Here is a 21,335-nt window from a genome sequence, read left to right on the forward strand (position 1 = left end):
CACATCCGCCCCGAACTCCAAGTCTTATAACAAGGCGCTGCAAGAGACTGATCGTCTGCGTTTCCTCAGACAAATCGACAGGCCGCTGTTGGCCGATAGCGGAGTCTCCCCACGTCTCGCGGTCGATTCAATACTCAGGTCAGCTGTCGTACTCCCAGGCCCAGAATCAGACTACCGCACAGGCGATCAATCACTTTCCGAGCCTTCTGATACGCCGAGGAAATCCTTGGTTGCGACAAAGCCACCGCAACCAGTCCATACCAGGTCAGCGAAACGACCACCACAACCGCCAGCATTGAGACGAAGGTGCTGACCGAGGGGTGGGCGGGCGCTGCTGCTGAAAAGACGGCGGCGTAGAAGGCTATGGATTTAGGATTGCCGATGTTGGTGACGACACCCTGAAAGAAAGATTTCCGGACGCTGCCAGACGGGCCCTCGCAAGGCCGTAAGGCGGGATGCTTGCCAGCTTTGATGATCAGGCGTACGCCAAACCACATCAGGTACGCCGCACCCATTATCTTCACAACCAGTACCGCCCATGGGAAGGCTGCAAACACAAGGCCTAGGCCTGTGATCGCACAGCCAGACCAGAGCAGGTTCACGGTCACTATACCGGCGACTAAGGCCAGCGCCTCGGCACGTGTCGCGGCTACTGCCTTGTGAACAACGGCGACGAAGTTCGGCCCCGGAACCACTACGCCCGCCAGATAAACCCAGAAAACAGTGAGCACCGCGGAACTGTCGAACATTTCGATCCCTCTTAGCGCTGATCGGTATCAGCGTCTGGTTGAAGATTTCATCACGTTTTTCGCCGCGAGAGCATCAATGCTAGCGAGCGAAGGGGCCGACAGTCAGACACAGATTCCACAATAAACTCCGATACAGTGACCTTTTATGCTAAGTAAGCCCTGCCCGGCGATGAGGCGGTCAGGGATCGCTATGGCCAGGCGAGGAATACTTCGCGATAAGGTCGGATGTGTGCTGCCTCCAGTGTCCGCAATTGGCCGACTGCGCCCCTTCGCGACAGGCAGAAATCGGCCAGAAGCGGCCCTTCTCGACCAGTCAAATCCACATCGACTTAGTGAAAGCAGCCCCTAGCAAAAGCGGTCGCTGAAACAGGGGCGCTGCGATCTCCATATATGGGGCATTACACCCACCTGACCGGGCGTTTATCACCTAATGTGAGGAGTATTTCCCCCACTCTTCTCTCGCTTGAAACACTAAGAAGTGACTTGTTAACCAATTTGAACTTTTTTCTCCACCCTGTTGGCATGGCTCAGTCGTTGCTTCACCCCTGGTACCTGCAACAGATGTCGTCCCGGATATTGTGTAGATGGCGGGGCTTGCCTGATTCGGTATGACGCGAGGGGTGAAAAGTGAAGCGAGCGACACCACCATGTGGCTCTATCGCCTTACTGCTCTGGTCAAGCCCGCCCTGTACGATGCTCATTCCCCTGACCACCTCCAGCGCCGTGGCGCTGGATGATTTCGGCTCACCACCACCGACGCCCCCCCTCGGCATTTACCAATCCGCCGGCCGAATTCAAGGCCACGCTGGATGTTCGCCCTGATCCGCACGCGGTTCATCCTTCTAGTGACCCTGATGTACACCTTCCAGAGCTATTACGTGTTCCGCGGAAAAGGGAGAGTTGGTGATGGCTACTACGAGTAAGTCAATTGCTCTAATCACGAAAAGGCCGATACGCCTTTACAAGCAGCTCGCTGAGCTGTGCCTATTGTTTATTGTGTTGCTGATGATGTTGGCGTTGTCCGCTGTGCTGGTGATGGAGTTTACACTTGGGGCGCTCTGAACCGTCGGCGCCGATGGCGATCGATCCTGACTAGGCCAAGCCGTTCAAATATTGGCACGAAGCTGCGGGGCAGCGCCGGTTACTGGCTTATCGGCCTGCACGCGGCGGCGGGTTTATCCCATCACTAATACCTGGACGACAAAACCTTAATGTGCCTGGCTGTCTCACCTGATTTCTCCAAAAATCGTATGTGTCCAGAAAATCACATCCCCCGCCTCCCTCATAAAAATCTCGACGGTCTTTGGACCAACCCCATCAAACGCTAAAAGACGTTTTTCAAACTCCCGACGATCAGCACTCACCTCCACAATGTTGCGCATCTTTCCCGCGTACTCGTTATTGAGCTTATGAGCCAATGTCAATAAACGAGATGCCGTGCTCTCGTCATACCGCACGTAATGAGCCTCACCCAGCATTGCAACCAGTTCGCGATGCGTGCACCGGGCAAGTTTTCGTGGCGTATCACGTTGGTGTTTTTCGACGATCACTTGGTAAGCCTTTGCGGCAATCGCTCCTTGAATTCGTTTGCCCATCAGAAAGCTGGCGACCAACCACTTGAACAAGCCCTCTTCGTTTGGGTCATCGAGGCTTATTTGCAGATCACTGGCGCTGATAATCACTCAATTCACCAGTAGCGCTTCGTGTATCTCAATGGAAGGAATTGCAACTTCTCTGCGCCGGTTATCCAGCCATCCCCTGGTTTTTGCCACATCGAAAATCAGCCCCTGATCAATCAAGGCCAAGATGAGTTGGTCAGACACGCGGTAGCGGCCACACTCCGGACAATCCCTCTCTTCCCAAGGTCCCTGACATTCAATGCGCTGCGCGACACCGACACAGATCAGACAATTCATTGAGATCACCCGTTTGTAGTTGTGTGGACAGCTACCACGCTTAGCGAGCTGCGCCGACTCTTGCGGAGCCGGCGCAGGCGTTGGGTTTCAACTTCAAGCGGCCGGTTTGAGCACAACTTTCGTCCAGCCATTGTCACGGGCGTCGAAGTGCTTATAGGCTTCAGGCCCTTCAGCCAGTTTCAGCCGATGGGAGATGATCTGCGCGGGGTTGGCACGATCGTGGTGGATGAGTTCAGCCAGGCGGCGGTTGTAGACTTTGACGTTGGCTTGCCCGGTTCGGATCTGCTGCCCCTTGAACCAGAAAGCGCCAAAGTCGAAGGCCATTTTGCCTTGCTTCGCGAGGTCACTTTTGGCACCCGGGTCTTCCGGCACAAATACACCGACGACACCGATCCCACCGGTAGCCTTGGTCGATGCGACGAGGTTGTTCATGGTCAAATGATTGGCTTCGTGGCCATGACGGTCGCAGCACTGATAGCCCACGCATTCGCAACCGCGATCCGTGCCCTTGCCATGAGTCAGGTTGAGAATCTGGTCCACCGCTTCCTGCTCCAGCGAGTTGATGGGCGTGGCGCCCATCTGGGCAGCCAGCTTCAATCGGTCAGGTTGGTTGTCGACCACGAATACCTGGGAGGCGCCTTTGATCATTGCCGAGTGTGCGGCCATCAGGCCGACCGGGCCGGCCCCATAAATGGCGATGCTTTCACCTGGCAAAAGACCGGCAAGTTCCGTGGCGTGCCAACCCGTTGGGAAAATATCGGAGAGCATGACGTAGTCGTCTTCACGCTCTTGCGCGTCCTCGGGCAACACCAGGCAGTTGAAGTCTGCGTAAGGCACGCGGAGCAATTCAGCTTGGCCACCTTCATAGGGGCCCATCTCTGCAAAGCCATAAGCAGCTCCTGCGCTACCGGGGTTGGTTGTCAGGCAAAAACCGGTCAGGCCCTTCTCGCAGTTTTCGCAGAAGCCGCAGCCGATGTTGAACGGCAGGCAAACGCGATCCCCCACTTTGACTCGGTCGACGCCCGCGCCGACCTCGATGACCTCACCGAGGTTCTCGTGTCCAAATACACGTCCTGTCTCCATGGATGTACGTCCTTCGTACATGTGCAGGTCTGAACCGCAGATGTTGGTCGTGGTAATTCGAACCAGAACGTCTGTGGGTTTTTCTATTTTGGCATCAGGGACATTTTGCACGCTCACGTCACGCGGGCCGTTATAAACGATGGCTTTCATGTGGTTCTCCCATTAGCAAAACGAACGAAAAATTCGTCTGCTCAGACTTATCTGTCAGGAAGAAATGAACGTACGTTCAAACAATTGATGAGGGAGAGTGACGAGCGGTAAATCGACAGATACCGCGTCGAAAATACTGAATTATTTGCAACGCCAGGCCTCTCTTTTTCGAGGGCGTCGAATGAACGATGTAGAACAAGTCTTTCCTGCGCCATACGCAGCCACTCAAGGAGCAACGCCAGCACTCACTGGCGGGTTGAGTGTGGGCAGTCCAAGTGAAGCGCCGAGGGCGGTCAAATAGTCGCCAAACCCGCCGCGACACTTGAAATCCCGGCGGGCGCTGGTGACCACCGGGTTCGTCGCCGTCCAGACAATACGAGCGCCCACCCTCTCAAGATCAGCGATCAGGTGGACGTCTTCGTGTGCGGCAAGATGCTGAAATCCTCCGGCGTTCCGGTAGGCCTCGGCGCTCAGTCCGAGATTGGCTCCGTGGATATGGCGATGGTTTTCGATGAACTGGTACAACTCAAGATACTTGGAACGCACCAGGTCACCATGTTCCGTCCAGCTATCGACTTCCACCGTTCCACATACCGCATCAGCTTTGAACTCAATCTGGCGAGCAAGCCAATCGTGCGGAACGACCGTATCGGCATCTGTGAACGCAAGCCACTGCGCTCCGGCATTGAGTAAAGCCTCTGCGCCAGTGGCTCTGGCCTTCCCCACGTTCCGAAAAGACACGTCCAGTTTCGCTACACCTTGCCCCGCAACCAATTGACCGGTGTTATCCGAGCAATCGTCCTGAACGACAAGAACCGAGACTTGTTGGCCTGTAAGACCAGGATGCCTGGCGGCGATCAAGATGGACGCCAGGCAGGCGGTGATGTGCCTTTGTTCGTTATGAGCAGGAATCACAACACCGATCATTGGCGTTCTCTCGTTCTAGTGAAGTGTGAGGTCTCCAGCTATCGACCCTGCGCTTCAACAGAAGGTTTTAAAAACATGGCAGTTGAACAATGAGAGCTCGGGACGGGTCAACACAGGATTGCTTATGCCGCATGGGAAGTTTTTACAAACGCCTGTTCTTCCACTTCCCCTTGATCCACCGTGATGACAATTTGGCCGTACCTATCGACGATGCACCCTGCTCGAAGAATCAGGCATAGTCTTTGATCAAACTTTCTTTCGGTTCCATGGCCAATGACGAGTCCAGACATCGCTTCAGACGTTAATGCCATACGCAGCATCGATGCTGTGCCTGTCATTCTGAGCATGGTCAAACATCTGACCGGGATGCGCTTCGCCGCTGTCGCGCGCGTCACCGAAACCAAATGGGTGGCTTGCGCAGTCGACGACTCTATCGAATTTGGGCTGCAACCCGGCGGGGAGTTGGTATTGGAGTCAACGATTTGCCATGAAATCCGCCAGCACAAAACTCCGGTTATCTTCGGTCACGCTAGCGCACACCCCATTTTCTCAAAGCATCACACCCCTAAAACCTATGGATTGGAGAGCTATATCTCGATCCCGATCGTCAAAGCCAATGGTGATTTTTTTGGTACGTTGTGCGCCATCGATTCGGTGCCCGCCAACCTCGACGAACCCGCTATCGCCAAGACACTCACGCTTTTTGCTCAGTTGATTGCAATGAGTCTCGACGCGCAAAACAATCTGGACGCGACAAAAGCAGCGCTGGTGGATGCCAATGAAAGCGGTCGATTGCGCGAGCAATTCATCGCGGTACTGGGTCACGATTTACGCACACCGCTTAACGCAATCCGAATGAGTACCGATCTGTTAGGCACCAAAACAACCGAAAAACGCTCACTGGGTTTGATTTCTGCGATTCATAAAAGCACGGCACGTATGGGCGCGCTGATAGAAAACGTGTTGGATTTTGCGCGGGGACGGATGGGCGATGGTATTCCAGTTAAAAGACAGTTGGTCGACGATCTGGAAAAAACGCTGCAATTGACCCTCGATGAAGTACAAGCATCACACCCTCACGCCATTTTTTCTCACACCCTGCAGGTTCCTCCTGGCATTTATTGCGATGCTTTACGCATCAGCCAATTGCTATCCAACCTGCTGGGCAACGCTGTAACGCATGGAGCAGTTGCAACGCCCATCAGCGTCAATGCTTACACGGATGAAGACGAGCTTGTGATATCGGTTGCCAACCAGGGCGCGCCAATCCCCTCGGAGCTAATGCCATTGCTGTTTGAGCCGTTTACTCGCTCAGAAGCAGGGCAACGTGGCGAAGGTCTGGGCCTGGGCCTTTACATCGCATCGCAAATCGCCACCGCGCACAAAGGCACCTTGAGCGTTTCCTCAACGCCGCAAGCAGGGACATGTTTTATCGCCAGGTTTCCTGCTGTTTTCAAATGGACGTAACTGGCTCGTGCGTTGCTGGTCGCTGCACAGGCATTAGCTCGATTGATCGGCCACCTTGATCCGGGTGAGCCCTACCCGCTCAGCCTGCTCTAAAATCTGCTCTGGCGTCGCGTCCGCAGTGGGCATGATCAAGCTGTTCTCTCCATCCCCGAAATGCAGCTGGAGCAAATGCATCGCCGCTTCATGCAGGGGCAACTGAGCCTGCTTGAGTTCAAACAGATGTGTGCGGGGCTCGCCGTTGAACAGGTATTCCAGGAGGTATTTGTGCATGGTGGGGATCCTTGTGATGGGAAAAAGTAGCTGCCTGATGACAAGCTTCAATAACCGGGTGGAACCCGGCTGACTGGCGCCTTTGTAAATCTCCGTGTGGCCCCTCAATCCCCAGCCTGCGACAAAGGCCTGGCCACCTGCTCCAACGCTTGACGCTCCGCAGCCACTCCCCAAACCGCTTGCACCCCCGCCGCTACGCACATTAGCGCGGCGCCTATCAGATAACCGATCAACAGACTGCTGCGCTGCTGGGTCTGGATCAGTTGGCCAAACAGCGTCGGTCCGATGATGCCGCCCAAGCCAGTGCCAAACGCGTAAAACACAGCGATGGCCAAGGCGCGGATTTCCAGTGGGAAGGTTTCTGCCACCGTCAGGTAGGCCGAGCTGGCTGCTGCCGACGCGAAAAAGAAGATCACCATCCACGCCGCCGCTTGCTGGGTCACATCCAGCCAACTCTGCTGGAAAGCATAGCCACTGAGCGCCAGCAAAATCCCGGACGTCGCGTAGGTGAAGCTGATCATCACCCGCCGGCCGATCACGTCAAACAGGCGTCCCAACAGCAGCGGCCCGCAGAAATTGCCCAGTGCCAAGGGCAATACATACCAACCGACCTGCTCGGCCGGCACCTGGTAAAAATCGGTGAGCACCAGCGCGTAAGTGAAGAAGATCGCGTTGTAAAAGAAGGCCTGCGCGGCCATCAGCGTCATCCCCACCAGCGCCCTGCGCCTGAACCTTATGAATAAGGTATGGAAGATTTCCGCCAGCGGCGTATGGTCCCGCGCGTGCAGGCGCATCGGTTGGCAGGTCACGGCCGGCAGTTCATGACCTTGTTCGCGCAGACGCGCTTCGATGTCTTCGACGATGCGTTGCGCCTCATCGTGCTGACCGTGGATCAGCAACCAGCGCGGGCTTTCCGGCAGCCACAGGCGCATCACCAGAATCAACAGCCCCAGCGCTGCGCCGATGCCGAAACACAGACGCCAACCCAGATCGCCGCCGACCACGTGCGGGTCCAGCAGGACGATGGCCCCGCCGGCGCCAAGCGCTGCGCCTAACCAGAAAGTGCCGTTGATGGTCAGGTCGACCCAGCCGCGATAGCGTGCCGGAGTGAACTCCTGAATGGTCGAATTGATCGCCGTGTATTCGCCGCCGATGCCCATGCCCGTGAGGAAGCGGAACAGCAGGAAGCTTTCCAGGTTAAAGGAAAACGCCGTCGCCGCCGTGGCGCCGACATACAGCCATAACGTAATGAAGAACAACCTGCGCCGCCCCAGCCGATCGGTCAGCCAGCCGAACACCAAGGCACCCACCACTGCCCCGGCGATGTAGACGCCGCCGGCCAGGCCAATATCGAAGTTGCTCATGCGCAGGTCAGGGCTGTTTTTCAGCGCGCCGGACACCGAGCCGGCCAGCGTCACTTCCAGGCCATCGAGCAACCAGGTGATGCCGAGCGCGACCACCAGCAGCGAATGAAAACGGCCCCACGGCAAGCGGTCCAGGCGCGCTGGAAGATCGGTTTCGAATATCGCGCCGGGGTTGCGGCTATAGAGCTGTTGGTGGGTCATCGCCACTTCATTGTTATGTGCAGGGCTTTGAGAGTTAGGAGTTAGGGCCGGGAACGGGAGTTCAATTCCCCTGCCCTCGTTACGTGGATTGCTTCTCGACTTTATGCGATTAAACAGGTTTCAGGCCGCGTGTTTAAAGACACGCTGTGTAACGTCCTAACGGCTACAACGCCTTGCGCCATCGCCTACGGGTAAGACAGAATCCGCCGGCTTGTGCGGCTGCGGGGTGGGCTATATCGTTTTCCGGTCACTGAAAAACAGTGATCGGGTTTGGTAGCCCGCTTCGAAACAGTCGCATGACGACACCTTTTGCAGTCTCTTTTTTGGGACTCAGCTTTATGGTGGTCATGCGTGGGGCTCCATTGTGAGCGCCGGGTTTCCTGTTTCGACCGGTCTACCAACCCACGCATGGTCGCCACCCATCGTTTGGTAGCGAGGGTGATGGCTCCTCTTTGTTATTCGAAACAGGATTCATCTATGTGCAAACCAACACCCACCCACCGGACACCGATCCGGCATCGCCCTACGAATCGCTCGATTCCAAAAATTTCCACGAAGCGGCCGAACGCGCACTCGACCATTACCTCAACCCGAGCGCCCAAATCATGTCCAGCACCCACGAACCCGAACCGATGTTCCTCGCCAACCCCAAGTACGACACCGAATCCCTGCTGGCCAACGCCAGCGAATCACTGGGCTCGGCGACCACGATGCTCAGTAATTTTGCGGCGTTGTTGGAGAATTCGCACCGCAAGACGCTGCTGGGGATTACGCAGGTGGTGATGTTGGGGGAATTGGCGGTGAATCAGGCGTTGGATAAGGTTGAGTTGAAGGAGTAAATGCGGGCCTCTGTGGCGGGGTACTGGTTCTTCGCCACAGAGGGGGACGTAGTGAAATCACCGGGTAGTTTTGCGCGGGTTTTGCGCAGACACAAAAAAGCCGATCTACCTGATCGGCTTAAGTGTCTGATTTTAATCAGAAAATATGGTCGGGACGGAGTGATTCGAACACTCGACCCCTAGCACCCCATGCCATTATTTTACGGATCTCAGTGGACGAATAGAGACGTCAAAAGATGGCTCACACCTAGATAAATAAAGGGCTTCAGACTATAGTTCACGTCTATGAAGATCCATGAATGCCTACCGACAGCCGGCGATTCTGTTTACCCCTTTGTTTACCCCTGAGACCAGCATGACCAGATACCCCAAAGCCGGCAAAGGCGGAGAGTGGAAAGTAAAAGAACTGCAAGCTATCCCTGCTGACTGGAAAGGCGACACCATCAGCGACGGAGGTGGGCTATCCGGCGAGGTACGCGTAAAAGCAGACGGCTCTATCAGCATCCGCTTTAAATACGCATTCCGCTGGAATGGGAAGGTAGCGTGGCATCAGTGCGGTACGTTCCCTGACACCGGGATCGCCAACATCCGTACCGAACGCGACCGGGCACGCCAGAAAGTGGCCGAAGGCATCAACCCTTCCGTCGAGAAGAAGGCGAACAGGATCAAAGAGCAAGCAGCCAACGAGGCTGTCATTGCTGAGGCCGAACGCAAGGCCACTGAGAATTTGACGGTGGCCGACCTCTTCGACGAGTGGCTAAAAGATGGTGTAGCCAGACAGGATGGTAATGCAGAGCTGAGGCGCAGCTTCGGTAAGAACGTGCTGCCCTTCATTGGCGAGATAGCGTTGCGAGATTTGACAGAGAAGGATTTGCTCACAGTGCTACGAGCTTTACGAGCACGCGGCCTGAACCGGGGCGTGGTCATCCTGAACAATGACATGGGTCAGATGCTGCGCTGGGCGGAAAAGCGGAAGCCATGGCGCGGCTTGATGGTGGACGGCAACCCCGCTGACTTGGTGGAAGTGGAAAAACTGCTCGACCACGACTATCAGGAACAGCGCGACCGGGTACTGTCTGCTGATGAAATAAGGGAGTTGCGCGACATTTTCGAGCGTATGGAATGCGACTATGCCGCCCTGCCGGCTGGTCAAAAGTATTCCGGCGTGCGACCCCTGGAACGAAAAGCCCAGCTCGCATTGTGGATATGTCTGAGCACCCTCTGCCGCATTGGAGAATTATTAAAAGGTGAGTGGCAACACGTCGATCTAGAAAATGGCACGTGGCTCCTCCCAGCCGAAAACACCAAAGGGCGCCGGGGCAAGCGGCAAGACCACCATATCTTTCTTTCCGCCTTCGCACTGCGTCAGTTCAAGGAGTTGCATGCCCTGACCGGCGAGTCCTCGTACCTGTTCCCCGCCACCAACAACACCGGTCATGTTGACCTCAAAAGCATTTCCAAACGTGTGGGCGACCGGCAAGAGAAATTCAAGAACCGTAGCAAGCCACTATCCGGCCGCCGGCATGACAACACGCTGGTGTTGAACCATGGCACCAAAGGTGGATGGACGCCGCACGACTTGCGCCGCACGGGTGCGACAATGATGCAGGAGCTTGGCGTTACCTTGGATATTATCGACCGCTGTCAAAATCACCTAATGGGGGGCTCCAAAGTACGCCGTCATTATCTGCATCACGACTATGCCAACGAAAAGCGAAACGCCTGGTGTTTACTTGGGGAACGGTTAGAAATCCTGACCAATACTGATGCCGAAAACGTGGTGCCAATCAAGCGGGCCTTACCACGTAACGATTAATCTTTCAAGTCCACCCCCTACCTGCATGCCCGGATCCAAGCATTTCCAAGGCCAGCTACTACGCTTTAAGCAGCAGCCGAGGAGCCTTGAAATGTCCGAGCCAAATAGCCTTGAGAAATGGCGAGATAGACATCGTCCCAAGTTGGAAAATGTCCTTGCGAACGCCCGTGCAAAAACCCTAACCGAAGAGGACATCCAATGGGCCTTGGAGGCGGTCAGAAGAGTGCTAGAGCCAGGAAAACCCGGCCGGCCTCGAAAAAAGCTTCATGACTTGAGGAGCGACACTAACCTCGAAGCGGCTGTGCTTGAGGTTGAGACACTCCACAGCCAAGGCGAGTCGTATGAAACTGCGCGTGAACAAGTTGGTAGACAGCGAGGATACAGCCCGAGCCACTTGGAAAAGCGTGCCGTGATGGCACAAATCCCCATGCTCCTTGCCGTCGCTTTTGGGCCAATTTCCGATATATCCATGCGTCTACAACGGCTTGCCCCGAGACTCACCCAACGATCCTCAGACGAGTAACACGAAATCCCCCCCAATTTTGTACGTCGTCAAATCCCAATATGTGGCATTGAATACATAGCGAACCCTCTATAGAGCACCACTCAGTGCCAAGGAGTTTGCTATGGACGTCGGCAACAAAAGCAGGAAAACCATCAAGGGCAGCAGTGTCGCGGTACTGGAGGCTGAAGAGCAGCGCACCGTAGGCGGCGACCGCAAAGTCGAGCTTAAGGTCAACGACTATTTGCAGGTTGCCAGCAGCAGTCATACTCGTGTCGCACAAACCGTTGTGGTCGAGGCGGGCCAGCAGGTGCACCTCAAGGAAGGAGCACATGTGATCCTTGATGCGGGGGCCGGCCTCACCTTGAAAGGCGATGCTCAGCATATCGTGATCGGCCTAGGGGGGATTTTCAGCAGCGTGCCGATTGTTCAGGGAGGCGCGCCCGTGACGGATGATCCCGCCCCATCCTCATCAACCACCAACCCCCGTCGCATCCTGCGCCTACCTGAAGTGATGGCTACCGTGGGCTTCGGGCGCGCCCACATCTACAACCTGATGGCCGAGGGGAAATTTCCGAAAGCGAAGCGCATCAGTTTGAGGGCGGTCGGCTGGGACTCTCGGCTAATTGATGAGTTCGTTGCGCAACAACTGGAGGGCTGAAAAATGCCTTACCAGAAACGACAAAGCCCGGCTGCAACCGGGCTCTATCAAAAACACACTAAACACCCCCAAATTACCACTACTGGCGACGACTGCCCAGTCAATGCATTTTGGAATGCAATGACAGATGTATTTGGGCGAGAAATTCCCCCTCCGCTAGCTGATGGGAAGCCTCATCGCTTCCATGTACCTGGCGACCGTTCCGGCACCCGCAATGGCTGGTATGTGTTGCACATAGGTATCATCGCCTGGGGCCGCTTCGGCACTTGGAAAGCCGATGAGATTCATCGCTGGAACAGCCGAGCACCTGCGAACCCGCTGGAGAGACACCTAATTCGCCAGCAGCACATGCATGCAAAACTGCTGCACGAGGCCAAACTGCACCGGTGCCAAGAACAAGCTGCTGAGAAGGCCAACCGTTGGTGGCGGCAGGCACGCCATGCTACCCCAAACCATCCCTATCTGATCCGGAAAGGCATCAAGCCGCATAACGCTCGTCAGCGTGGGAGCGAATTGCTAATTCCGCTGTACTTCGAAGGCAATCTGGTCAGCTTGCAGCGCATCAAACCGAATGGCGAAAAGCGATTCCTTCGTGGCGGCATGGTTAAGGGCTGCTACTCGCCCCTCGGCAAAGTAACCCCTGGAGAGCCTCTATACATCTGCGAAGGTTGGGCAACTGGAGTGACTATCCACGAGGAGACCGGGCACGCAGTAGCCTGCGCGATGGATTGCGGGAACCTGCTGGCCGTGGGCGAGCACTTACGCCAGCGCTATCCCGAAGCTGTGCTGATCTTTGCTGGCGACGACGACCGCAAGACTGAAGGCAATCCTGGCAGGATGGCAGCAACCAAGGCCGCCGCCGCGCTCGGCTGCAAACTGATGTTTCCTGACTGGCCGGACGATGCCCCCCCGGAGTTGACCGACTTCAACGATTTTCGGCAATGGAGAGCGGATAAATGAATCAGGAGAAAAAAACTGTCTCATCGCTCAAAAAAATGATTGAAGAACCGCTGGAATATCACACGAACGGGAGTGAGTTCCCATCTATCGACGATTTTCCACCTAGTGAGTATCACGTTAGTTTCGACCGGTCGCTCAATCCGGCGGACCAGGCCATTGAGGAACTGAATCGTAACCATGCATTAGTTCTTGTAGGCCCCAAGGCACTTGTATTGCGCGAGACGACTGGATGTAGAGGGCAACACGAAATTCAATTTTTAAGCATGGCCGATATGAGGACGTATTTTGCAAATTTCCGTGTCCCCATTGGAGCCGATGGTAATAAAAAAATGGCGCAAGTAGCTGACCTGTGGCTGAAATCGGCCCACCGCCGAACGTATGCAGGTGTCACCTTTGCGCCAAACGAACAGGTACCAGAGCATTTCTACAATCTGTGGCAAGGCTATACCGTACAACCGCTTGAAGCGTCACTATTGGGGTGCGGTCTGAAGTGCCGCCGCCTGCTCAGCCATATGAAATACAATCTCTGTCGTGGCAGTCGCGAACTGTTCCGTTATCTGCTGGCATGGCTGGCCGATATGTTCAACAACCCAAACGTTAAACCTGGAGTAGCCTTGGTGATGCGCGGACCGCGTGGCACCGGTAAATCTAAGCTGGGCGAAACAGTGCGCTATCTGCTCGGCAGGCATGCGATAAAGATTTCACATTCACGGCACTTGGTAGGCAATTTCAACCGGCATCTCGCAGACAAGTTGCTAATAGTGGCTGAGGAGTCGTTCTGGAGCGGAGATCGTGCAGCAATTGGACCACTGCAAGACCTCATAACGTCCGAAACACAGATCATCGAGGCGAAAGGCGTTGACCCAATCGAAATGCCAAGCGTAAGCCGCATCATGCTCATCACAAACGACGATTGGGCCGTGCCGGCGGCTTCCGACGAACGTCGATACTTCGTATTGGACGTGGGAGATCGGCGGGCGCAAGACCATGCCTATTTCGCGGCAATAGACAACCAAATGAAATCGCACAGCGGACTCGGATATCGGGCATTGCTTGGGCTGCTGCTGCTGCGTTTCGACTTGTCCAGCGTGAACTTACGTGCAGTACCGGAGACACCCGGCCTTAAAAACCAACGAATGCACAGCCTATCCCCTGTCAGTACTTTCCTCCTCGACTCCTTGCTGGGGCAGCATCTCGCCGGAGTCGATTGGATGCCTGGCGCCGCTGTGAAGAAGGAAATCGTTTACAAGGCTTTTATTGAGCATGCGCGAAGTCGGGGTAAAATCCACCTGCCTGGCGAAAGCGCATTCAGCCAGGAGATAATCAAAAGCCTTGGCGTCAAAACGAGGCGGGGTAAGCGACCCGCACGCCCCCGGATGTGGCTTCTCCCACGATGGGAAGATGCGGCCCGTTGCTTTGAGAAGGCGCATAAGGTCGAGGTATTTGCTCAGTGCTCCGATTGGAAGCGAATAGACGAATGAAAACGACTTGGCGCGTGTCCACTCTGAGGCCAACTCCAACCACGCAAAACTTTGTCCGAGAGGCATTGGTCCAAGTGGCCCAGGTGGACCACGCCAAATGCCTCCTCTTGCGATTCTGCGATTAGAGCAGACGAATTGGCAGGAAAATTACTTTGATTAATTTCTTACTTGGACCACTTGGACCACTTGGGTCACCTCAGCAAACTCGGACGCTAAAGGGTCCACGCTGATTTTATAACCTGGACCACCACCCACATGAGGCACGTCACCTACGTGCCACTACCCCCCCCCGGTAAGGGTCCTTCCATCGAAACCAGCTACGCGGGTAATTCGAAGCCCGATATTCGCCGAGTCCGTAGCGCAAAACTAGTGACCAGTATCGGAGAAAATGTATGTCTGAATTAAATTCGAAGCATCGCCTTGGAATGTAGAGGTGGTACTAAACGCGAAGGTTTCCAACCCGGTCTGTATGAAAACGGATGCACCCTTTTGAAATCTGCGTTGTACGTAAAATCTGCATGTGTTGATTAATCATCTGCCTGAAATTTGCGCACGAGCGCGATTGTGCTTCTGCTTCTTCTTGTCAGACCTGCTCTAAAATATTTTCACATAGCCTGCGATCGATTGCTGTTCTTCGCGACAGGCAAAAAACAGCCAAAAGCGGTCGTTTTAGCCAGCGGAGCATTCGACGTACCGCTACTTCTGAATCCCCTTCTACTTCCGCTATTTTCCCTTCGATCGGTAGCCGATGGTCAGGACTGAAAAAAGGGGGCAGAGGCGTCTATACCGGAGCTCCAAAGACCTTATGCGCGCTTGATTCCAAGCAAATGACCAGGCATGCAAGCGATCAAAAGCCAACACCCTAGAATAATCAAAACGCCGACTGTAAATAAGCCGGCACTCAAGCTACCCGTTTCTGTTTTAATCCAACCCAGCAAAGCAGCGGCACCGAAGCCTGCGACCCCTGCGCCGACACTGCTAATAAAGGCGATCCCGGTTGCTGCTGTATTCTTGCCAAGATAAGTGGGCGGGATAGCCCAGAAAATTGACGAGGCCGAGTACACGCCTGCCGTAGCCAGGCACAACATCACAACGGTTACCGTCGCACCGAGATCAGGCAGGCTGAGCACGAAAAAGGCAACCGCCGCCGCCAGGGACGGCACTACCACATGCCAACGACGCTCCAACATGCGATCGGAGTTGAGGCCAACCAAATACATTACGATAGTTGCCGTTGCAAACGGGAGCATCATCAAAAAGCCGACTTGCTTGAGATCAGTAACCCCGGCGCTTTTAATAATCGACGGCCCCCAGATGCTGATCACTCCAGAACCTGCGCAAACTGCACAATAAACCAGGGCCAAAAGATAAACACGCGTATCGCGCAAGGCGCTAAACAAACCGGAATGCCCAGTGTGAGCCTTGGCCGCCTGATCGTTTTCCAGATCCTGACGTATCATCTCTTTTTCGGCCGGCGATAACCATTTGGCTTTTTGCGGTGAATCGTCGAGTACCCAATACACTGTCAGACCGAGCAACACCGCCGGAATTGCTTCGATGATAAACAGCGCCTGCCAGCCACGCAGACCGAGCAGCCCATCAGCCTCGTGCATAATCCAACCGGACACCAGGCCCCCAAGCAAACCAGCGGTGGCTACCGCCATTAACAGGATTGAGCTGATGCGTCCGCGCCGCGCTGCCGGGAACCAGTAGCTGAGGTACAAAACAACACCGGGGAAGAAGCCGGCTTCGGCGGCACCGAGGACAAAGCGAGCTACATACAGTTGCATTGGCGTAGTTACCAGACACGTCATTCCTGAAGCGATACCCCAGATGATCATGATGCGGGTAAGCGTTGCACGTGCTCCGATCTTTTGCAGATACAAATTGCTTGGCACTTCGAACAATAAGTAGCTGATATAAAAGAGACCGGCGCCCAAGCCATACACCGCGTCAGAGAAACCCAAATCTTGAGTAAACTGCAACTTGGCATAGCCGATATTTGCGCGATCGATATAGTTGACGACATAACAAATAAAAAGGAACGGCAGAAGCCGGATAGTGACTTTGCGGTACACGCGATCGGCATTCACAAACTCAAGAGGTGCAGCAGCGGTCAATACAGTCATGCAAAAACCTCGATAGGATATTATTATTGTGGCTATCGTGAGTGAACTCGCTCAAACGACTTGAAGTTACGACATATAAATCAAAGCACGCAGCGCTCGAGCTGTGGCGAATGCCTACCAGCGATGTTTCATAACCAAAGACCCTGGCTATTGGACTCAAGTGCCATTCTGACTTGTTCGGTATGTTCGCCACGCGTCGGTATTGTTCCCGGCATGACTACCTGACCATCGAAGCGCGGTGCAGGGTGAGCCTGCAACATGCCGTCGCGCTCGAAGTACACATCCCTATGGACCATGTGAGGATGTCCGGATGACTCCTGCGGGCTGAGCACAGGAGCGAAGCACACGTCTGTCCCCTCGAGCAGTTCGCTCCACAGCTCGCGTGTACGGCTGCTGAAGATTGTCTCGAACGCCGAACGCATTTCTCCCCAACGACTCATGTCCCATTGCCGGATAAAGCGAGGGTCGTCGACCAGCTCCAGCTTTTCCAGGAGTAGCGCATAAAACTGTGGCTCCATGGCCCCCAGGGAAATGTAATGGCCATCCGCGCAACGGTAAGTGCCATAGAAATGGGAGCTGTCATGCATGCTCTTGCCCCGCTGCTCCTGAATTCCGCCACGGGGTGCCATCGACATCAACAACTGCATCATGTGCGCCGAACCATCGACGATGGCGGCATCGACCACGGTGCCTTTACCCGTAGTGCGCGCATTGAGGATGCCCGCCAGCAGACCGATTGTGAGATAAAGGGCCCCACCGCCAATGTCGCCGATGAGTGTGATGGGCGAAGACGGCGCTTCGCCCTCAGTCCCGCAGTAATACATCGCCCCTGACAGCGAGATGTAGTTGTTGTCATGACCTGCCGCCTGAGCCATCGGGCCATTCTGACCCCAGCCCGTCATGCGCCCGTAAACCAGCTTCGGATTACGTGCCAGCAGAACCTCTGGCCCCAACCCGAGACGTTCCATCACACCCGGGCGCATGCCTTCGATCAGCGCGTCCGCGCTTTCGATCAGCTTCAGTACGGTCTCGCGCCCCTCAGGTGTTTTCAGGTCGGCTACCACGGAGCGCTTTCCACGATTCATCGCGCTTTTAGAAGCGTTCTTCTCGCCTGTAACAGAGACAGCTTCGCCACGTTCAACAGCGATGACTTGCGCCCCCAGATCGGCCAGATGCATGGCACAAAACGGCCCGGGACCGATGCCGCAGATTTCTACGATTTTGATGTCACCAAGCATGGCTATCCTCTTTTCATCCGGTTGTACATTGCCGGTCAGGGCCAGGGCATTACCGCGTCTGCGCGCAACCCCGCCCGACCATTCACCCGACACTCACTGGTCGAAGACAATCACCGAACGCGCCAGCTCGCCGCGACGCATCTCGTCGAAGGCGATATTGATGTCTTCGAGTTTGATGCGCTGCGAGATCATCTCGTCGAGTTTGAGTCGACCCTGCATATAGAAATCGGTCAGGCTCGGTAGATCGACCGGAAAACGGTTCGAACCCATGATTGACCCTTGAATGCGGCGGGCCTGCAGAAGCTGGAAAGGATCGATCTCAAGCTTGGTGCCCGGTTTCATCATGCCGATGATCGTCGCGCAGCCACCACGTTTGAGCATGCCGAATGCCTGCTCGGCCGTCTGCTTGAGGCCGATACACTCGAATGAGTGGTCGACGCCGCCTCTGGTCAGCTCGATGACCTGTTGAACCGTATCGCCATTCTTCGCATTGATGACATCGGTGGCGCCAAACTGCCTGGCCAGTTCCAGCTTCGAATCGAGCATGTCGATGGCAATGATGCGGCCGGCACCGGCCAGTACCGCACCATTGATCGCAGCCAGGCCGATGCCGCCACACCCCAGTACAGCCACGGTTTCACCTGGACGAACTTTGGCGGTGTTGAATACCGCGCCGGTGCCGGTAGTAACAGCGCAACCAAGCAGCGCGGCGCGGTCGAGCGGCATATCGCGGCGAATGGCGACCAGCGCATGTTCATGGACCAGCATCTGTTCAGCGTAGGCGGACAGGTTGGCAAATTGCGGCATGGGCTTTTGCACGTAGGTCAGGCGTGGTTCGTCACCCTTGCTGCGACGGGTTTCCGGAGATACGCACAGCGACAAGTGACCAGTGACGCAATGGGCACAATGGCCGCAGTAGACCGACAGGCACGTGACCACGTGATCACCCGGTTTGACAGTACGGACGTCCGAGCCCACTTGTTCGACAATTCCGGCCGCCTCGTGGCCAAGCACCACGGGGGCCGGATGCGGATACATCCCGTCGACGACATGCAAGTCCGAGTGGCAGACCCCTACAGCGACAGTGCGTACCAGGACTTCACGCGGCCCTGGTTTGCTGATCCCGACGTTCTCGATAGTCAAAGGGGATCCAGGTGTGTGGAATACGGCTGCTTTCATGATTTACCTCGATGAAAATTGTTGTTTTTGTTTTGCTAGCGCAAGCACTCAAGCTGACGCGATGCCTGAACAGGCAGAGTCTTCACAAATTTCTATCGGTTAACCCTGCCCAGAACCCCTCGGAACCCGCAGCTATGGCGGCCTGCCCCAGCTCTTTGGCCCAATGTGCATCGCTGCCGAATTCATCTCGCCAGGACCAAAGACGCCGCGTGGCAAAATGCAGGGTGTGTTCATGGGTAAAACCAATAGCGCCGTGCACCTGATGCGCCACCGATGCGGCCAGCGTCGCGGCCTCACCGGTACACACCTTCGCCACGGCGATATCGAACGCCAGGGTGCTGCGGCTGCCCGCCGTCCCGGTGAACAGGTCGCTCGCGCTGCGCAAGGCAACTTGCACAGCCATTCGTGCAGCGCCGGTGGCACCGGCCATCTGTGCCAGGTATTGCTGCAGTACCTGTTGTTTGCCGATCGGCTTGCCGAATTGCACACGTTCATTGGCATACATCACTGCTTTGTCGACGACAGCTTCAAGCGTGCCAACCAGCGTGCAAGCGCGCACCAATGCACCGAGATGCCAGACCGGATCTTGCAGATCGGCCAGTTGCAATTGACCGATGGCCTGACTGCTGGCGTCGGCGAAAACAAGCGTATCTCGCTCTTCATCGGCAAAATTGCTACCGGGTGCCAAGGTAATAGCCGCCTGACGCAGGTCGACCAGCGCCAGACGCTGGCCATCGGCAATGACGGCCCAGCGACAACTGCGTGCCCACGGTACATTGACGGCTCTGCCGTCGAGGCGTGCGCTGACTTTATCCAGTCGCAGATCGCCTAGGCGACCGGCCTGAATCAAGGTGATCGCACCTTCCGGCACTTCCATCCCGGCGTGTGCCAGCAGCGCTGCACCGAGCATGGTTTCTGCCAGGGGCAGAGGCGCCTGCCAATATCCGATGGCGTGCAGCACCGGACTGGCGTCCAGCCAGCTGGCACCGCTGCCACCCGCGGCTTCCGCGACCAGCGCGCCGGGCAGGCCATTGTCGACGACCATCTGCCATAGCGAATCGGCGCGATGGCCGTCATCGAAGCGTTCGAGCAATTCACGCGTGACCTGTCTGGCGAACAGGCGTTCGACGCTGTCGGCGATCATGGTTTGCATTTCTGAAGGGACGCCGTCGTCCACACCCTGGTGATTGATTGTTGTATTCATCGCAGTCCAAGGCCTCCGGCAATAATTCCGCGCAAAATTTCACGAGTGCCGCCACGCAGCGAGAATGAAGGCGCGCTTTGAGTCAGGAAGCGCATCACCTGATCGAGATCGGAATCGGGTTCGCGCTGGTCACCGAACAGGTCGTGAGCGACTTCCGGAATGGCCTGTTCGAGCAAGGCACCCTGGTCCTTGACCACCGTCGCAGGGATCGCCGGATTTTCTCCACGGGCGAGCATGCCGGCGACACCCAGCGACATCTGCCGCAGCGCGGCATAGCGTGCCGCCAGACGGCCGAGACTCACCGCATGCCGGGTGTCTTGCGGGTCGGCCTCGTCAAGCATCGCCAAATACAGTTGGGTACTACTCAGGTAGCGCTCAGGCCCACTGCGCTCCAAGGCCAATTCCGCAGTGACCTGCAGCCAGCCATTGCCCAACTCGCCAATAACGAAATCATCGGGAACGAAGACGTTTTCCAGAAACACTTCATTGAAATCATGCTCGCCGAGCATGTTGTAGATCGGGCGCACGGTCACGCCGGGGGCCTTGAGATCGATGAGCAGTTGGGACAAGCCTGCGCGGCGATTGCCCTCCTCCTTCGGCCCGGTGCGCAGCAGCGTGATCATGTAGTGGGCCAGATGAGCGCCCGAGGTCCAGACCTTGCTGCCGTTGACGATCCAGCCGCCTTCAGTTTTTTCCGCACGGGTGCGCACAGCCGCCAGATCGGAACCGACGTCGGGCTCACTCATGCCGATCGCCAGAAGCGTTTCACCGCGGGTGATGCCCGGGACGATCTGCGGGGCCAATACTTCCGGAGAAAACTTGATCAGCAACGGACCGCTCTGGCGTTCGGCCACCCAGTGCGCGCCAACCGGCGCACCTGCCGCTAGCAGTTCTTCCAGAACCACGTAACGCTCCAGTGCACTGCGCTCGTGGCCGCCGTAACGCTTGGGCCAGGTCATGCCCAACCAGCCGCGCTCGCCGAGCTTGCGGGTGAATGCCGGTACAAGACCGACGAGCCCTTTGGCCCGATCGGCAGGCGAATAATGCTTGAGCTCTTCAGCGAGAAAAGTACGGACTTCTGCACGCAGCGCCTGCGTCTTGGCGTCCAGCCTACAAGGCCTGATATCGAGTGCCTGCATGGTGTTTGCTCTTTGATTTTTTAGGGACAGGCGACCAATGTCGCTTGTTGGCTGACCAAC

The 21,335-nt window shown here is 56.0% G+C and carries 18 protein-coding genes and 2 pseudogenes; 8 read left to right on the forward strand and 12 right to left on the reverse strand.

Annotated features, from left to right (window positions below):
• Positions 1-134: 134 nt before the first annotated feature.
• Entirely contained in the window at positions 135-749 is a 615-nt protein-coding gene (locus tag J2Y56_RS18995; protein WP_150779280.1) for a LysE family translocator, read from the reverse strand.
• An 809-nt stretch (positions 750-1,558) separates the two neighbouring features.
• On the opposite strand from J2Y56_RS18995, the pseudogene J2Y56_RS19000 reads away from it, so the two are divergent.
• A pseudogene (locus J2Y56_RS19000) lies at positions 1,559-1,672 on the forward strand (ubiquinol oxidase subunit II); the annotation flags it as partial.
• A gap of 146 nt (positions 1,673-1,818) precedes the next feature.
• Positions 1,819-1,939 (forward strand): annotated as a pseudogene (locus J2Y56_RS19005) (cytochrome B); the annotation flags it as partial.
• A gap of 36 nt (positions 1,940-1,975) precedes the next feature.
• Here the strand turns inward: J2Y56_RS19005 and J2Y56_RS19010 are convergent.
• The 4 genes from J2Y56_RS19010 to J2Y56_RS19025 all read right to left on the reverse strand — a co-directional run bounded on the left by J2Y56_RS19010 (position 1,976) and on the right by J2Y56_RS19025 (position 4,825).
• Positions 1,976-2,431: a DNA methylase gene (locus tag J2Y56_RS19010; RefSeq protein WP_310339287.1), complete on the reverse strand. Its 456-nt coding sequence runs from the start codon at positions 2,429-2,431 to the stop codon at positions 1,976-1,978.
• A complete protein-coding gene (locus J2Y56_RS19015; RefSeq protein ID WP_310339290.1) occupies positions 2,432-2,665 on the reverse strand; it encodes a hypothetical protein in 234 nt (77 codons plus the stop codon).
• Between the two features lie 93 nt (positions 2,666-2,758).
• Complete coding sequence (locus J2Y56_RS19020) at positions 2,759-3,898, reverse strand: glutathione-independent formaldehyde dehydrogenase (RefSeq protein WP_310351983.1); 1,140 nt, start codon at positions 3,896-3,898, stop codon at positions 2,759-2,761.
• A 225-nt stretch (positions 3,899-4,123) separates the two neighbouring features.
• On the reverse strand, positions 4,124-4,825 hold the full coding sequence (locus tag J2Y56_RS19025; protein ID WP_310339296.1) for a glycosyltransferase: 702 nt from the start codon (positions 4,823-4,825) through the stop codon (positions 4,124-4,126).
• Positions 4,826-5,098: 273 nt separating this feature from the next.
• On the opposite strand from J2Y56_RS19025, the gene J2Y56_RS19030 reads away from it, so the two are divergent.
• Positions 5,099-6,292 (forward strand): GAF domain-containing sensor histidine kinase, encoded by a 1,194-nt coding sequence (locus J2Y56_RS19030; protein ID WP_310351987.1) that lies wholly within the window; start codon positions 5,099-5,101, stop codon positions 6,290-6,292.
• Positions 6,293-6,325: 33 nt separating this feature from the next.
• On the opposite strand, the gene J2Y56_RS19035 is transcribed toward J2Y56_RS19030, so the two are convergent.
• Positions 6,326-6,562: a hypothetical protein gene (locus J2Y56_RS19035; protein ID WP_310351990.1), complete on the reverse strand. Its 237-nt coding sequence runs from the start codon at positions 6,560-6,562 to the stop codon at positions 6,326-6,328.
• 104 nt (positions 6,563-6,666) lie between these two features.
• Positions 6,667-8,127: an MFS transporter gene (locus J2Y56_RS19040; protein WP_310351993.1), complete on the reverse strand. Its 1,461-nt coding sequence runs from the start codon at positions 8,125-8,127 to the stop codon at positions 6,667-6,669.
• Between the two features lie 479 nt (positions 8,128-8,606).
• On the opposite strand from J2Y56_RS19040, the gene J2Y56_RS19045 reads away from it, so the two are divergent.
• The 5 genes from J2Y56_RS19045 (at position 8,607) to J2Y56_RS19065 (ending at position 14,386) form a co-directional block, all read left to right on the forward strand.
• A complete protein-coding gene (locus J2Y56_RS19045; protein ID WP_310351995.1) occupies positions 8,607-8,966 on the forward strand; it encodes a DUF6124 family protein in 360 nt (119 codons plus the stop codon).
• Positions 8,967-9,321: 355 nt separating this feature from the next.
• Positions 9,322-10,782, forward strand: a complete 1,461-nt coding sequence (locus J2Y56_RS19050) for a tyrosine-type recombinase/integrase (protein ID WP_310335366.1) — start codon at positions 9,322-9,324, stop codon at positions 10,780-10,782.
• A 626-nt stretch (positions 10,783-11,408) separates the two neighbouring features.
• Positions 11,409-11,945 carry an AlpA family transcriptional regulator gene (locus tag J2Y56_RS19055; protein WP_310351997.1) on the forward strand — a complete coding sequence of 179 codons (537 nt, stop codon included), beginning with the start codon at positions 11,409-11,411 and terminating at the stop codon, positions 11,943-11,945.
• Between the two features lie 3 nt (positions 11,946-11,948).
• Positions 11,949-12,905 (forward strand): toprim domain-containing protein, encoded by a 957-nt coding sequence (locus tag J2Y56_RS19060; RefSeq protein WP_310335324.1) that lies wholly within the window; start codon positions 11,949-11,951, stop codon positions 12,903-12,905.
• Positions 12,902-14,386 carry a DUF5906 domain-containing protein gene (locus J2Y56_RS19065; RefSeq protein ID WP_310352000.1) on the forward strand — a complete coding sequence of 495 codons (1,485 nt, stop codon included), beginning with the start codon at positions 12,902-12,904 and terminating at the stop codon, positions 14,384-14,386. The genes J2Y56_RS19060 and J2Y56_RS19065 overlap by 4 nt, the downstream gene beginning before the upstream one ends.
• A gap of 803 nt (positions 14,387-15,189) precedes the next feature.
• On the opposite strand, the gene J2Y56_RS19070 is transcribed toward J2Y56_RS19065, so the two are convergent.
• The 5 genes from J2Y56_RS19070 to J2Y56_RS19090 all read right to left on the reverse strand — a co-directional run bounded on the left by J2Y56_RS19070 (position 15,190) and on the right by J2Y56_RS19090 (position 21,275).
• Positions 15,190-16,515, reverse strand: coding sequence for an MFS transporter (locus tag J2Y56_RS19070; protein WP_310335322.1), 1,326 nt, complete (start codon positions 16,513-16,515; stop codon positions 15,190-15,192).
• 128 nt (positions 16,516-16,643) lie between these two features.
• On the reverse strand, positions 16,644-17,753 hold the full coding sequence (locus tag J2Y56_RS19075; protein ID WP_310335321.1) for a CaiB/BaiF CoA-transferase family protein: 1,110 nt from the start codon (positions 17,751-17,753) through the stop codon (positions 16,644-16,646).
• Between the two features lie 93 nt (positions 17,754-17,846).
• On the reverse strand, positions 17,847-18,896 hold the full coding sequence (locus J2Y56_RS19080) for a Zn-dependent alcohol dehydrogenase (RefSeq protein ID WP_310352003.1): 1,050 nt from the start codon (positions 18,894-18,896) through the stop codon (positions 17,847-17,849).
• A 118-nt stretch (positions 18,897-19,014) separates the two neighbouring features.
• Positions 19,015-20,136 (reverse strand): acyl-CoA dehydrogenase, encoded by a 1,122-nt coding sequence (locus tag J2Y56_RS19085; protein WP_310335318.1) that lies wholly within the window; start codon positions 20,134-20,136, stop codon positions 19,015-19,017.
• On the reverse strand, positions 20,133-21,275 hold the full coding sequence (locus J2Y56_RS19090) for an acyl-CoA dehydrogenase family protein (RefSeq protein ID WP_310335317.1): 1,143 nt from the start codon (positions 21,273-21,275) through the stop codon (positions 20,133-20,135). Before J2Y56_RS19090 ends, J2Y56_RS19085 begins: the two co-directional genes overlap by 4 nt.
• Positions 21,276-21,335 lie beyond the last annotated feature (60 nt).

Source organism: Pseudomonas sp. BE134, from assembly GCF_031456105.1.
GTDB lineage: Bacteria > Pseudomonadota > Gammaproteobacteria > Pseudomonadales > Pseudomonadaceae > Aquipseudomonas.

Coding starts and splice junctions, on each gene's coding strand:
- J2Y56_RS19065 (WP_310352000.1), top strand. CDS start 12,902: ATGAATCAGGAGAAAAAAACTGTCTCATCGCTCAAAAAAATGATTGAA.
- J2Y56_RS19070 (WP_310335322.1), bottom strand. CDS start 16,515: ATGACTGTATTGACCGCTGCTGCACCTCTTGAGTTTGTGAATGCCGAT.
- J2Y56_RS19050 (WP_310335366.1), top strand. CDS start 9,322: ATGACCAGATACCCCAAAGCCGGCAAAGGCGGAGAGTGGAAAGTAAAA.
- J2Y56_RS19015 (WP_310339290.1), bottom strand. CDS start 2,665: ATGAATTGTCTGATCTGTGTCGGTGTCGCGCAGCGCATTGAATGTCAG.
- J2Y56_RS19090 (WP_310335317.1), bottom strand. CDS start 21,275: ATGCAGGCACTCGATATCAGGCCTTGTAGGCTGGACGCCAAGACGCAG.
- J2Y56_RS19020 (WP_310351983.1), bottom strand. CDS start 3,898: ATGAAAGCCATCGTTTATAACGGCCCGCGTGACGTGAGCGTGCAAAAT.
- J2Y56_RS19075 (WP_310335321.1), bottom strand. CDS start 17,753: ATGCTTGGTGACATCAAAATCGTAGAAATCTGCGGCATCGGTCCCGGG.
- J2Y56_RS18995 (WP_150779280.1), bottom strand. CDS start 749: ATGTTCGACAGTTCCGCGGTGCTCACTGTTTTCTGGGTTTATCTGGCG.
- J2Y56_RS19025 (WP_310339296.1), bottom strand. CDS start 4,825: ATGATCGGTGTTGTGATTCCTGCTCATAACGAACAAAGGCACATCACC.
- J2Y56_RS19030 (WP_310351987.1), top strand. CDS start 5,099: ATGACGAGTCCAGACATCGCTTCAGACGTTAATGCCATACGCAGCATC.
- J2Y56_RS19060 (WP_310335324.1), top strand. CDS start 11,949: ATGCCTTACCAGAAACGACAAAGCCCGGCTGCAACCGGGCTCTATCAA.
- J2Y56_RS19035 (WP_310351990.1), bottom strand. CDS start 6,562: ATGCACAAATACCTCCTGGAATACCTGTTCAACGGCGAGCCCCGCACA.
- J2Y56_RS19040 (WP_310351993.1), bottom strand. CDS start 8,127: ATGACCCACCAACAGCTCTATAGCCGCAACCCCGGCGCGATATTCGAA.
- J2Y56_RS19055 (WP_310351997.1), top strand. CDS start 11,409: ATGGACGTCGGCAACAAAAGCAGGAAAACCATCAAGGGCAGCAGTGTC.
- J2Y56_RS19085 (WP_310335318.1), bottom strand. CDS start 20,136: ATGAATACAACAATCAATCACCAGGGTGTGGACGACGGCGTCCCTTCA.